The sequence below is a fragment of the Yersinia rohdei ATCC 43380 genome, from assembly GCF_000173775.1.
Taxonomy (GTDB): Bacteria; Pseudomonadota; Gammaproteobacteria; order Enterobacterales; family Enterobacteriaceae; genus Yersinia; species Yersinia rohdei.
Genome location: NZ_ACCD01000007.1, coordinates 1 through 13494 on the forward strand (window position 1 = coordinate 1; position 13494 = coordinate 13494).

The following is a 13494-nucleotide window of genomic DNA, read 5'->3' on the forward strand; positions in this document are numbered from 1 at the left end:
TTATGCCTGCTAATTTTAGCAGGCATAATGTTAAGCGTAATTTAGGGGCGTAGCTCAGTTGGTAGAGCACCGGTCTCCAAAACCGGGTGTCGCGAGTTCGAATCTCTCCGCCCCTGCCATATTTAAAACCCTTCGCGAAAGTGAGGGGTTTTTTTATGTCAAAAAAATGAGTTGTATATTTTCTATGCTATTTGCATTCTGCTAATTAAATTTTTTCCTGCCATTTCTCTCCTCAATTCTAGCTCTTATCCCTATTTTCAAATCCAGTTATTGCCATTTACTTTATCGATTCACTCAAAATTTCTTGCTCTATTAATCCCTATCAGCCTGAGTATTTCTTTCAAAAGACTCATAAAACGCAAATGGTAACGTTCCCATTTCATGCTTATTTAGCTGAATTTATGTACAAAATGATTGTTATTCTGTGGTGTGATATTGCTCATTATTACTTTCATAGAATGTACTAAAACTAATGAATATTTTGGCTATCAGGAAGCTCACCTTAAAAAGATCATATTCTTTTGAAATAACATTATCTGCAAATTAGCCGAAATTCAGGGCGGTAAATGACCTGAATGACCATTTGAACTGTTCTCTGGAATGGTAATGAGTCAGCGGCTCGACGATGGCAAGTGAGGAGAGAAATATGTACAGGCGTTTACTGTTAGCAGCAGCTGTAACAGCAGCAATGTGTAGTGCAGTCCAGGCGGCCCCACTAGTCGTGGGTTTTTCTCAAATTGGTTCAGAATCCGGTTGGCGCTCTGCAGAAACCAAGGTAGCTAAACAAGAGGCTGAAAAACGCGGAATAACACTAAAAATCGCGGATGCTCAACAAAAACAAGAAAACCAAATTAAAGCAGTGAGATCGTTTATTGCTCAAGGGGTTGATGCCATTTTTATTGCTCCTGTGGTTGCTACTGGTTGGACGCCAGTTTTACAGGAAGCGAAAGAAGCTAAGATCCCAGTATTCCTGCTAGACCGTATGATTGAGGTTAATGACCCTTCTTTATATACAGCAGCAGTGGCTTCGGACAGCGTATATGAAGGTAAAGTTGCAGGTGAGTGGCTGCTGAAAGATGTGGCAGGCAAGCCTTGTAACGTTGTTGAACTACAAGGTACCGTCGGCTCCAGTGTGGCGATTAACCGTAAAAAAGGTTTCGCTGATGGGATAGCCTCAGCTCCTAATGTAAAAATAATTCGTTCACAATCAGGAGACTTCACACGCAGTAAAGGTAAAGAAGTCATGGAGAGCTTCATTAAAGCGGAGCAGAATGGCAAAAATATCTGTGCGGTATATGCACATAATGATGATATGGCGATCGGCGCAATCCAAGCTATTAAAGAAGCGGGTTTGAAGCCGGGTTCAGAAATCAAAATCGTATCTATCGATGGTGTTCCTGATATTTTCAAAGCAATGAGCAGTGGTGAAGCAAATGCTACTGTTGAATTGACGCCAAATATGGCTGGCCCTGCTTTTGATGCATTAATTGCACTCAAGAAAGATGGCACTCAACCACCTAAATTTATCCAGACAGAATCCCGCTTGCTACAACCGGATACTGCTAAACAGGAATATGAATCCAAGAAGAGTCTTGGTTACTGATTTAACTGGCGGGGCTTGCCCCGCCTGCTTTCGTCACCTGTATTTGGACAATATCTGAGCCGTTTTTGAACATGGGTACATTTGATGGAAACACTGCTAGAAGTCCGTGGTTTGTCAGTAGAATTTCCTGGTGTTAAGGCACTGGATTCTGTGGATTTTTCTCTGCATCGCGGCGAGGTTGTAGCTTTGCTGGGGGAAAATGGCGCAGGAAAATCGACCTTAATCAAAGCATTAACCGGGGTGTATAAGCGGGCCGCCGGTGACGTTTATTTAGATGGGGTGGCGATTTGCCCCATAGATACAGCTGATGCTCAAAAGATGGGTATTGGCACTGTTTATCAAGAAGTGAATTTACTCCCAAATATTTCCATTGCGGCCAATCTCTTTATTGGTCGTGAGCCATTACGTTGGGGATTAATTGATCATCGCACGATGAACCAGCAGGCAGAAAAATTACTTAAAGGTTACGGCTTAGTATTGGATGTTCAGCAGCCTTTGTCTGACGTTTCCATTGCAATACAACAGATTGTTGCGATTGCTCGGGCGGTTGATTTATCTGCGAAAGTATTGATTCTGGATGAGCCGACGGCGAGTTTAGATGCTAAAGAAGTCAGTATGTTGTTGGAAATCCTGCGCCAGTTGCGCGACCAGGGTATTGGTATGATTTTCGTCACCCATTTCCTCGAGCAGGTCTATCAGATTAGTGATCGCATCACAGTTTTACGTAACGGTAAGCTTGTTGGTACGAAAAATACAGTAGATCTCCCGCGTATTGAATTGGTTCAGATGATGCTGGGCCATAGCTTTGATGAACAATTACTAAAACGTGGCAAACATGATATTGCCGCAAGTCATCCACTGGTTGAATTTAAAAACTATGGTCGGCGCGGTGTGATAGATAACTTTGATTTATCTGTGTCTCCTGGCGAAATTGTCGGGCTTGCTGGGCTCTTGGGCTCCGGTCGCACCGAAACCGCACAGTTAATTTTTGGTGTTACTACGCCAGACACGGGTGAAGCCAAAATACAGGGTAAGCCGGTTAAAATCAGCACACCACGTAAAGCATCAAAATACGGGTTTGGCTATTGCCCGGAGGATCGCAAAACTGATGGTATTGTCGGTGCCGCTACAGTCCGAGAAAATATAATTTTGGCTTTACAGGCCCAGCGTGGTTGGCTAAGGCCTATTTCTATGCGCGAGCAGACGCTAATTGCTGAAGATTTCATCCAACAATTAGGTATTCGCACCCCTGGTCCTGAGCAGCAAATTCAGTATCTTTCCGGTGGAAACCAACAAAAAGTGTTATTAGCCCGCTGGTTGGCCACAAAACCTCGATTTTTGATTTTAGATGAGCCGACTCGCGGTATTGATGTAGGGGCTCATGCTGAAATTATTCGGTTAATTGAGAAACTGTGTGACGAAGGGTTAGCGCTATTAATTATCTCTTCCGAATTAGAGGAATTGGCAGGCTATGCCGATCGCGTCATTGTCCTGCGCGATCGTCGGCATATTGCCCAACTCGGCCACGATGAGATTTCTGTTCCTGCCATTATGCAGGCGATCGCGGTGCAATAAGGAGTTACCTATGGGAAACAGGAGCCTGTCAATGACGCAACGGCCGCGCAAAGTTAAATGGGTCTTTCCGAAAGGTGCCACGCAGTTTGGTGCTTTGGCGGTCATTTTATTGATTGATAGTTTGGTCGCCCCGCACTTTTTTTCAATTCATATTCAGGATGGAAGGCTGTTTGGCAGTGTGATTGATATCTTAAACCGAGGCGCACCTGTTGCGTTATTGGCGCTGGGAATGACATTAGTGATAGCGACTGGCGGGATTGATTTATCTGTCGGAGCAGTGATGGCCATTGCTGGCGCTACGGCGGCGACACTGACCAGTGCGGGATATCCTTTGCCGATGGTATTAGCTATTGCGCTTGCTGTTGGAGCATTGTGCGGATTATGGAATGGCTTTTTGGTGGCGGTATTACAAATTCAACCTATTGTGGCCACTTTAATGTTAATGGTCGCCGGGCGAGGAATCGCCCAACTTATTACCGAGGGGCAAATAGTCACATTTGATAGTGGCGGCCTGGCGGAGTTAGGCAGCAGTACGTTGTTGTACATGCCAATGTCAGTGATTATTGCATTGAGCATGCTGATTATTGTGTGGTTGCTGACTCGCAAAACAGCACTAGGGCTATTTATTGAGTCGGTGGGTATCAACTTACGTTCAGCACGTAATGCGGGGGTGAGCACACGTTTGGTGCTGATTTCTGTGTATGTGATTTGTGGTATCTGTGCGGCGGTCGCGGGCATTATCGTGACTGCTGATATACGTGGCGCTGATGCGAATAATGCCGGTTTATGGCTGGAGTTAGATGCAATTCTGGCGGTGGTAATTGGTGGCGCATCCTTAATGGGCGGGCGTTTTAATCTTTTACTTTCGGTCATTGGTGCTTTGATTATTCAGGGAATGAATACTGGGATTTTACTCTCAGGCTATCAGCCAGAATTTAATCTGGTTCTTAAAGCCATCGTGGTGTTAGCCGTGTTGGTGGTGCAGTCACCAATGATTTCATTAAGCCACATCTTCCGGAGGCGAAAATAATGTTAAAGCGCAATATTCCTTTGCTGATTACTATCGCCGTTTTTATCTTGGGATATGCATTTTGTCTTAGTCAATTCCCCAGTTTTTCATCCACCCGAGTATGGTGTGATTTACTGACAGATAATGCCTTTTTGGGCATTGTTGCGGTGGGTATGACTTTTGTCATCTTGTCTGGGGGCATTGATTTATCTGTCGGCTCAGTCATTGCCTTTACTGGTGTGCTGTTGGCGAAGTTAATCGGAACTTATGGTATTCACCCAATGTATGCTTTTGCCATAGTTTTGGTTATGGGGGCGATGTTTGGTGCATTTATGGGATGGATTATTGACTCTTTGAAGCTTCCGGCCTTTATCATCACTCTTGCAGGGATGTTTTTTGTGCGAGGCATGAGTTTTATCGTTTCTGAAGAATCCATTCCAATTAATCACCCGCTTTATGCCACGCTGGCAAATTATGCCTGGAAAGTCCCCGGTGGTGGGCGATTTACACTATTGGCTCTCATTATGCTTTTGGTCGTGGTATTTGGGATTCTGCTGGCTCACCGCACTCGTTTTGGTCATAACGTCTATGCCATCGGAGGTAACAGTGTTTCAGCAGCACTGATGGGGGTTCCCGTCAGACAAACCACGATTAAGGTTTATATGTTATCTAGTACGTTAGCTGCGCTGTCAGGGATAGTTTTCTCTCTCTATACCTCCGCAGGTTATGCGTTGGCAGCCAGCGGTGTCGAGCTAGATGCTATCGCCGCTGTGGTTATTGGCGGCACATTGCTCACCGGCGGTATAGGCACAGTTTTTGGAACCCTGTTTGGCGTGTTGATTCAGGGCTTGATACAGAGTTACATCACTTTTGATGGCTCTCTCAGCTCATGGTGGACCAAGATTGTCATCGGGATCCTGTTGTTTAGCTTTATTGCTATTCAGAAGGCGATGAGTGCTTTTTATTTGAATCGCCGGGCTCGCCCTCAATCACCCCCGCTTAGTCCTGTATAGCGCTTTGGGCGGCGTTATTCATAGGTGTTTTTAATAGTTGTCGAATTAATGTTTGCTGGTCACTGTTATGCAACCAAACTGCATACAGTGGCCGCACGATAGGTGGTATCTCAGCATTAATGACAAGCTGTGGGTATTCTTTTTGCCAATGCTCAGGCAGAAAAGCGCAACCGCCAGTGGTTTCCAGCAATTGCCGGGTTAAATGGGCTGAAGTCGTGGTCAATATCGGCATTTGTTCAGTGTCGAGTAATCTATTTTCTTGCTGATGAGAGTCTGCCCCCCATTCAAGTTTGATATATGGGGCAGCATTTGCATTGTTATGCTTGGTTTCATCTCCAGTTTCTCTCACTTGCTCAAAGGGCACTGCTGAGAATAACCGCAGCGAAAAATGCCCCAGCAGCAGACTGGCTAATTCGTCCATTTTAGGGGCTTCGGTTGTTATCAATAAATCCAGTTGCCGTTCGTGCAACTGCTTCACCAATGATTGCCGTAATGCAATACGCGCCTCAAGGCGCAATGCTGCATGTTGTTTATATAATTGTTGCAACCAAGGGGTGAGATAGGCCTCCCAAAGTGATGCGGTTGCACCAATAGACAATTCGGTGTGTTGTTGCGCATGGACAACTTCTTTTTTGGCGAGCAGCCAGGTACTCATCAGCGTTTCGGCATAAGGTAGCAGTCTTTCACCTGCGGGGGTCAGACGAATATTATTGCGATGACGAGTGAATAAATTTACACCTAATTGATTTTCCAACTGACGGATACGAAAACTTACCGCCGACTGTGTTAAGTACAAAGATTCAGCTGCGCGACCAAAGTGGCGAGTTCTACTGACCTCCAAAAAGGTTTTCAGTAATTCGGTATCCACACCCATCTCCAATTTTTTTTATCGTTAAGATTTAAATGTTTTGTTTTACACGATGTCAAGCCTATCTAATACTCCGCGCCATAAACAGCACGACCATGAGAGAATTAGGAGCGTGTCAGATGGCGGATAGCTTCATCACGACGAATCGTTTTTTTGATAATAAACATTATCCTCGCGGCTTCTCGCGTCACGGCGATTTCACCATTAAAGAGGCGCAATTGCTAGAGCGCCACGGTTATGCTTTCAACGAACTTGACCTCGGAAAGCGCGAACCAGCAACCGAAGAAGAAAAGTTGTTTGTAGCTGCTTGCCGTGGTGAACGTGAGCCAACCAGTATCGAGGAAAAAGTCTGGTCTAAATATGTGACCCGAACTCGTCGACCTAAACGTTTCCACACACTGTCTGGCGGCAAACCGCAGGTGGATGCAGTGGAAGATTATACTGATAACGACGACTAGTCCCCTTTGTCCTCGACGCCGCAGAGAATTTACTGCGACTCTAAAGACTTTAGGTATCAGTATGTTGGTTGAATAAAGGGAGCTTTTGCTCCCTTTATTACATTAGGCTTTTATGCAATTGCAACAGCAGCCTGTCCATACAACGATAGCTCAGTGCCTCTGAAAGATGTTTTTTCTGGATATTCTCTTCTAGTGCGAGGTCGGCAATAGTTCGAGCGACTTTCAAAATATGGTGCCAGGCACGAACTGATAGCCCCAACGTCAACAAAACCTGTTCCAGAAATGCCGCATTTTCTGGTACTAAATAGCAATGTTCGGTTATCTCTTGGCTGTGAAGTTGTGCGTTTATTTTCCCTGCTCTATCCCGCTGCTTTTGCCTTGCCTGTAACACCCGTAGCCTAACAGTTTCACTCGTCTCCCCTTGATGTTTCTGTGTGCTCAGCATGCCTGCGGGTAATAATGGCATTTCTATCGATAAATCAAATCGGTCTAAAAAAGGGCCTGAGAGTTTTGCCAGATAGCGCAGGACTTGCTGTGGCGGCGTGCGGTTATGGATGCCCTGATAATGGCCGCTGGGGCTAGGATTCATTGCGGCGATAAGTTGCACCTTAGCCGGAAAACACACTTTTGCAGTGGCCCGGGAAATAATAATTTCGCCAGATTCTAATGGTTCACGCAATGAATCCAGCACTCGGCGCTCAAACTCTGGTAGCTCATCGAGAAAAAGTACGCCATTGTGCGCCAGGGATATTTCACCAGGACGTGGAATCGACCCTCCGCCGATGAGCGCTGCCATTGATGCGCTGTGATGCGGTGCACGGAAAGCCCGACAGCGCCACTGGTCGGGTAACTTATTACTGTGTAGCAGGCCATTAATCGCCGCCGCCTCAAGGGCTTCTTGGTCAGTGAGTGGCGGGAGTAATCCGGTTAATCGGTTAGCCAGCATTGTTTTACCCGTACCCGGCGGCCCCAGTAATAACAAGTTATGCCCACCGGCTGCGGCTATTTCTAGAGCGCGTTTTGCCTGTGATTGGCCAATAATATCTTGCAGGTCAAGTTTGTTGTCTAAATCTGTATTATATTCAGTGTATTGACCTCTATCGAGCGTGTTTTCACCTTGTAAAAAACCGCAGACGGCCAGCAAGTGATCTGCAACCCAACTATTGCCTTCTGGAATTAATCCAATTTCACTGTTGTTTGCTGTTGGCAAAATTAATTGCCGCTGGGCCTGACTGCTGGCGAGAGCGGCTGGAATTGCGCCGCTAATGCGCCTTAGTGCCCCTGAAAGTGCTAATTCACCCAAGAACTCATAGTGCGCTAATTTATCCGCAGGAATCTGTTCTGACGCGGCCAGTATTGCTAAAGCAATAGGGAGGTCATAACGGCCGCCTTCTTTGGGTAAATCTGCTGGTGCCAGGCTGACAGTGATCCGTTTGGCGGGAAAGGTAAAGCCGCTGTTGATTAATGCGCTGCGGACTCTATCCCGCGCCTCTTTTACCGTGGTTTCCGGTAAACCAACCAAAATAAGCCCCGGTAACCCATTGCTGATATGCACTTCGACGGTCACCGAAGGGGCTTGGATACCTAATGTGGCGCGGGTGTGAATAGTTGCCAGTGACATGATGCTTTCCTTTGCCGTCGTGCGTTCCTGTGTTTGGGCGTCGCAACAGCATGCCTTTAGTTTGATTTTCGTACACAGAAAAAGAGTGAGTTTGCGCAAGCCCGCGAAAAGTATCTCTGTAATGGATGTATGAAAATCTAAAGTTGCGATATGAGGCGCAAAAAAGACCGAAACGGCGATGTGGGTTTTACTGTTTGATAAATAATATATTTATTGTGTTTCGTGTGGGTGCTCACAAAATAATAATTTAAATATATATTGTCAGATAACCAATAACTGTGATAACTCTGTAGGTATTCGTTCGACAGTAACAGATGAACAACCTAATTATGAAAGCGATTGTCCAAGTGATTAACCTAGTCCTAATTAGCGTGGTGGTGATTATTATCCCACCGTGCGGGGCTGCACTTGGACGAATAAAGGCATAAAAATCAAGCCTTAATCTCAAGAAGACCCCCGCACCGAAAGGTTCGGGGGTTTTTTTATTGGTATATAAAAGACGCGAGGAACATAAAATGCACAACAGAATAAAATCCTGTGCGTCCCGCAAAAGGTCGGGGAAATAACTATGAATGGTGCTCAGTGGGTGGTTCAGGCGTTGCGTGCACAGGGGGTTGATACTGTATTCGGCTATCCGGGCGGGGCGATTATGCCAGTCTACGATGCTTTGTATGATGGCGGTGTTGAGCATTTGCTCTGTCGCCATGAGCAAGGCGCCGCGATTGCCGCTATTGGTTATGCACGAGCAACCGGGAAAGTCGGCGTGTGTATTGCTACTTCCGGCCCCGGAGCCACTAATCTGATCACCGGCTTGGCTGATGCGTTGTTAGATTCAGTGCCGGTTATTGCCATCACCGGCCAAGTGGGTTCTGCTTTAATAGGTACCGATGCTTTTCAGGAGATAGACGTGCTGGGCTTGTCATTAGCCTGTACCAAGCACAGTTTCCTGGTGGAGTCATTGGACGCGTTACCGGGCATCATGGCAGAAGCCTTTGCTATTGCCACCAGTGGCCGTCCTGGGCCGGTATTAATTGATATCCCGAAAGATATTCAGTTGGCTGTGGGTGAGTTGACCCCGCACTTGATGCCAGTTGAAGAACATTTGGTTGATTCAGCCGCTGAATTGCAACAAGCCTGGGATATGCTGGCGACGGCGAAGAAACCGATGCTGTATGTCGGTGGTGGTGTTGGCATGGCGCAGGCAGTTCCGGCCTTACGTGAGTTTATCGACGTAACGGGCATCCCGGCGGTTGCTACCTTGAAGGGCTTGGGCGCACCTGATATTGAACACCCTTGTTATCTGGGGATGCTGGGGATGCACGGCACCAAAGCGGCAAATTTTGCCGTGCAGGATTGTGATTTGCTCATCGCCGTGGGGGCGCGTTTTGATGACCGCGTGACCGGGAAACTGAATACATTTGCGGCGAAAGCAAAAGTTATTCATATGGATATCGATCCCGCAGAGCTGGGTAAATTACGCCAGGCGCATGTCGCATTGCAGGGTAATTTGAACGTATTGCTGCCCGCGTTACAGCAGCCGTTAAATATTCAATCGTGGCGTGACGAGGTTATGGCGTTAAAACAACAGCATAGCTGGCGTTATGATCACCCCGGCCAAGCGATTTATGCCCCATTACTGCTTAAGCAAGTTTCTGATCGCAAAGCACCAGAGACCGTGATCACCACGGATGTGGGCCAGCACCAGATGTGGACTGCGCAGCATATGAGCTTCACTCGCCCTGAGAATTTCATCACCTCCAGCGGCTTGGGCACGATGGGTTTTGGTGTCCCTGCGGCTGTGGGCGCACAAATGGCTCGCCCTAATGACATGGTTATCTGTGTGTCTGGCGATGGTTCGTTTATGATGAATGTTCAAGAGTTGGGCACGATAAAGCGCAAACAGTTGCCGCTGAAAATCCTGTTGTTGGATAACCAGCGATTGGGTATGGTGCGACAGTGGCAGCAATTGTTCTTTGATGGACGTTATAGCGAAACCAACCTTTCCGATAACCCCGATTTCATCACTCTGGCCAGTGCTTTTAATATCCCCGGCCAACGTATCACCCGCAAAGATCAAGTCGAAGCCGCTCTGGATGCCATGTTTAACAGCGAAGGCCCTTATCTGCTTCAGGTTTCCATCGACGAACTCGAAAACGTTTGGCCGTTAGTGCCGCCAGGCGCAGGTAATGAAACCATGCTGGAGAAAATCTCATGATGCAACATCAGCTGTCTATCCAAGCCCGCTTCCGCCCTGAGATGTTAGAGCGTGTATTGCGAGTTGTTCGGCACCGCGGCTTCCAAGTTTGTGCTATGAATATGTCGCCAATGATTAATGCCGAGAATATTAATATTGAATTGACCGTTGCCAGCGGGCGACCTGTCGATTTACTGTCTTCTCAGCTAAGTAAGCTTATGGATGTCGCCTGCGTCGAGATCCTACAACCTAATACATTACAGATACGCGCCTGATGCGCCACAAGGAAAGAAAAGAATGACTAAGAAAGCTGATTACATTTGGTTTAACGGCGAAATGGTTCCGTGGGCAGAGGCTAAAGTTCATGTGATGTCTCACGCGTTACACTATGGCACGTCAGTCTTCGAAGGTGTCCGTTGCTACGAATCCCACAAAGGGCCAGTTGTTTTCCGTCACCGCGAACACATGCAGCGCTTGCATGACTCCGCCAAAATTTACCGCATGCCGGTTTCTCAGTCGGTTGACGAGCTGATGGAAGCTTGCCGTGAGACGCTGCGTAAAAACAATCTGACCAGTGCTTATATCCGCCCGTTAGTGTTTATCGGTGATGTTGGCATGGGTGTTAACCCACCAGATGGTTATAAGACCGATGTCATTATTGCGGCCTTCCCGTGGGGCGCTTATCTGGGCGCTGAAGCACTGGAGCAAGGTATTGATGCCATGGTGTCTTCATGGAACCGTGTTGCACCTAACACCATTCCAACCGCCGCGAAAGCGGGAGGTAACTATTTGTCTTCCTTGCTGGTGGGCAGTGAAGCACGCCGCCACGGTTATCAGGAAGGGATTGCTCTGGATGTTCACGGCTATCTATCTGAAGGTGCTGGCGAAAACCTATTTGAAGTGAAAGATGGCATTCTGTTCACTCCGCCTTTCACCTCTTCAGCTCTGCCGGGTATCACCCGTGATGCCATCATTAAACTGGCGAAAGATATGGGTCTGGAAGTTCGTGAGCAAGTCTTGTCACGCGAGTCACTTTATCTGGCGGATGAAGTATTTATGTCCGGTACTGCGGCAGAAATCACCCCGGTGCGCAGTGTGGATGGTATTCAAGTGGGTATTGGTAAACGCGGCCCGATTACTGGAAAAATCCAACAAGCCTTCTTTGGCCTGTTCACCGGCGAAACTGAGGATAAGTGGGGCTGGTTGGATCCAATCAATCAATAATAAATAAAACTGACAGACAGAATCAGCGGGTGGTTCGTTCGCCACCTGCCATACAGAATATATTGGAGTGAAGAAATAATGCCTAAGTACCGTTCCCATACCACCACTCATGGCCGCAATATGGCCGGCGCCCGTGCACTATGGCGCGCTACCGGTATGACCGATGATGACTTCGGCAAACCGATTATTGCGGTAGTTAACTCATTTACCCAGTTTGTACCGGGCCACGTTCATTTGCGCGACTTAGGAAAGCTGGTAGCGGAGCAAATTGAAGCGTCTGGCGGTGTGGCTAAAGAGTTCAACACTATTGCGGTGGATGATGGGATCGCGATGGGCCACGGCGGCATGCTCTATTCATTGCCTTCACGTGAATTGATTGCCGACTCTGTTGAGTACATGGTTAACGCCCACTGCGCGGATGCCATGGTGTGTATTTCTAACTGCGATAAAATTACCCCAGGGATGCTAATGGCGTCTCTGCGCCTGAATATTCCGGTGATTTTTGTGTCTGGCGGCCCGATGGAAGCCGGTAAAACCAAGCTGTCAGATAAAATCATCAAACTGGATCTGGTGGATGCCATGATTCAGGGGGCAAACCCCAATGTCAGTGATGCCGACAGTGAACAAATTGAGCGCTCCGCCTGCCCAACGTGCGGTTCCTGCTCTGGGATGTTTACTGCCAACTCGATGAACTGCTTGAATGAGGCGCTGGGCCTGGCACTGCCGGGTAATGGCTCTCTGCTGGCAACCCATGCGGATCGCAAGCAACTGTTCCTGGATGCCGGTAAGCATATTGTCGAGCTAACCAAACGTTATTATGAACAAGACGATATCAGCGCCTTGCCACGCAACATCGCGAACAAAGCGGCGTTTGAAAATGCCATGACGTTGGATATTGCGATGGGCGGCTCTACCAATACTGTGTTGCATTTGTTGGCCGCGGCGCAGGAAGGGGAAATTGATTTCGATATTAGTGATATCGACCGCTTATCTCGCCAAGTTCCTCATTTGTGTAAAGTTGCGCCGAGCACTCAAAAATACCATATGGAAGATGTGCACCGTGCCGGTGGTGTGGTGGGGATTTTAGGTGAGTTGGATCGCGCCGGTTTACTGAATCGCGAAGTCCGCAACGTATTGGGGCTGGACTTGCCACAAACCTTAGCAGCCTACGACGTGATGCTGACCAGCGACGAAAAGGTCAAAAGCATGTATTCCGCAGGCCCGGCAGGTATCCGTACCACCAAAGCCTTCTCGCAAGATTGTCGTTTCCCATCACTGGATACTGACCGCGAAGAAGGCTGTATCCGCACCCGTGAACATGCTTACAGCCAAGATGGCGGTTTGGCGGTGTTGTACGGCAATATCGCGGCGGACGGATGCATTGTTAAAACTGCCGGTGTAGATAAAGACAACCTTATCTTCCGTGGCCCGGCCAAAGTGTATGAAAGCCAGGATGACGCGGTAGCGGCGATTCTGGGGGGTAAAGTCGTGGCGGGTGATGTGGTTGTTATTCGTTACGAAGGGCCGAAAGGCGGGCCTGGCATGCAAGAAATGCTGTACCCAACCACTTATCTGAAATCTATGGGATTGGGCAAGAGCTGCGCACTGCTGACCGATGGCCGTTTCTCCGGTGGCACATCCGGTTTATCCATTGGCCACGTTTCGCCAGAAGCGGCAAGTGGCGGCCTGATTGGCTTAGTGCAAGATGGTGATTTCATTGATATTGATATTCCAAATCGGGGTATTCAATTGGATGTGAGTGAGTCTGAGCTGGCCGCTCGTCGTGAAACTGAAGAGGCCCGTGGTGATGCCGCATGGTCACCTAAAGCCCGCGAACGTCAGGTTTCTTATGCACTGCGCGCTTATGCCTTGCTGGCAACCAGCGCTGACAAAGGTGCGGTGCGCGACAAAAGTAAGCTGGGAGGCTAA

12 protein-coding genes and 1 tRNA gene are annotated in these 13494 nt (G+C 47.9%); 11 read left to right on the forward strand and 2 right to left on the reverse strand.

Features of this window, described 5'->3' with window-relative positions:
* Window positions 1–43: 43 nt before the first annotated feature.
* From YROHD0001_RS11140 to yjfF, 5 genes are all read left to right on the forward strand, one after another.
* A tRNA-Trp gene (locus YROHD0001_RS11140) sits at window positions 44–119 on the forward strand.
* Window positions 120–646: 527 nt separating this feature from the next.
* Window positions 647–1603 carry a galactofuranose ABC transporter, galactofuranose-binding protein YtfQ gene (gene ytfQ / locus YROHD0001_RS11135; protein ID WP_032816588.1) on the forward strand — a complete coding sequence of 319 codons (957 nt, stop codon included), beginning with the start codon at window positions 647–649 and terminating at the stop codon, window positions 1601–1603.
* Between the two features lie 84 nt (window positions 1604–1687).
* A complete protein-coding gene (ytfR, locus tag YROHD0001_RS11130) occupies window positions 1688–3178 on the forward strand; it encodes a galactofuranose ABC transporter, ATP-binding protein YtfR (protein ID WP_004714214.1) in 1491 nt (496 codons plus the stop codon).
* 10 nt (window positions 3179–3188) lie between these two features.
* Window positions 3189–4208, forward strand: coding sequence for a galactofuranose ABC transporter, ATP-binding protein YtfT (ytfT, locus tag YROHD0001_RS11125; protein WP_072087020.1), 1020 nt, complete (start codon window positions 3189–3191; stop codon window positions 4206–4208).
* Window positions 4208–5200: a galactofuranose ABC transporter, permease protein YjfF gene (gene yjfF / locus YROHD0001_RS0117700; protein ID WP_032816590.1), complete on the forward strand. Its 993-nt coding sequence runs from the start codon at window positions 4208–4210 to the stop codon at window positions 5198–5200. Before ytfT ends, yjfF begins: the two co-directional genes overlap by 1 nt.
* Here yjfF and hdfR read toward each other — a convergent pair.
* Window positions 5187–6068 carry an HTH-type transcriptional regulator HdfR gene (gene hdfR, locus YROHD0001_RS0117705; protein ID WP_032816592.1) on the reverse strand — a complete coding sequence of 294 codons (882 nt, stop codon included), beginning with the start codon at window positions 6066–6068 and terminating at the stop codon, window positions 5187–5189. The two genes, yjfF and hdfR, sit on opposite strands and share 14 nt — an antisense overlap.
* A gap of 119 nt (window positions 6069–6187) precedes the next feature.
* Here hdfR and YROHD0001_RS11120 point away from each other — a divergent pair, with 119 nt between their 5' ends.
* Entirely contained in the window at window positions 6188–6526 is a 339-nt protein-coding gene (locus tag YROHD0001_RS11120; protein WP_004714216.1) for a MaoP family protein, read from the forward strand.
* Between the two features lie 97 nt (window positions 6527–6623).
* On the opposite strand, the gene YROHD0001_RS11115 is transcribed toward YROHD0001_RS11120, so the two are convergent.
* A complete protein-coding gene (locus YROHD0001_RS11115) occupies window positions 6624–8147 on the reverse strand; it encodes a YifB family Mg chelatase-like AAA ATPase (RefSeq protein WP_004714217.1) in 1524 nt (507 codons plus the stop codon).
* Between the two features lie 329 nt (window positions 8148–8476).
* On the opposite strand from YROHD0001_RS11115, the gene ilvL reads away from it, so the two are divergent.
* The 5 genes from ilvL (at window position 8477) to ilvD (ending at window position 13494) form a co-directional block, all read left to right on the forward strand.
* Window positions 8477–8575, forward strand: a complete 99-nt coding sequence (gene ilvL / locus YROHD0001_RS19620) for an ilv operon leader peptide (protein ID WP_071817873.1) — start codon at window positions 8477–8479, stop codon at window positions 8573–8575.
* 140 nt (window positions 8576–8715) lie between these two features.
* Window positions 8716–10362 (forward strand): acetolactate synthase 2 catalytic subunit, encoded by a 1647-nt coding sequence (gene ilvG, locus YROHD0001_RS11110; protein ID WP_004714218.1) that lies wholly within the window; start codon window positions 8716–8718, stop codon window positions 10360–10362.
* Complete coding sequence (gene ilvM, locus YROHD0001_RS0117710) at window positions 10359–10616, forward strand: acetolactate synthase 2 small subunit (RefSeq protein ID WP_025379943.1); 258 nt, start codon at window positions 10359–10361, stop codon at window positions 10614–10616. The genes ilvG and ilvM overlap by 4 nt, the downstream gene beginning before the upstream one ends.
* A 22-nt stretch (window positions 10617–10638) precedes the next feature.
* Entirely contained in the window at window positions 10639–11565 is a 927-nt protein-coding gene (locus tag YROHD0001_RS11105) for a branched-chain amino acid transaminase (RefSeq protein ID WP_004714220.1), read from the forward strand.
* Between the two features lie 78 nt (window positions 11566–11643).
* Window positions 11644–13494 (forward strand): dihydroxy-acid dehydratase, encoded by a 1851-nt coding sequence (ilvD, locus tag YROHD0001_RS11100; RefSeq protein ID WP_004714221.1) that lies wholly within the window; start codon window positions 11644–11646, stop codon window positions 13492–13494.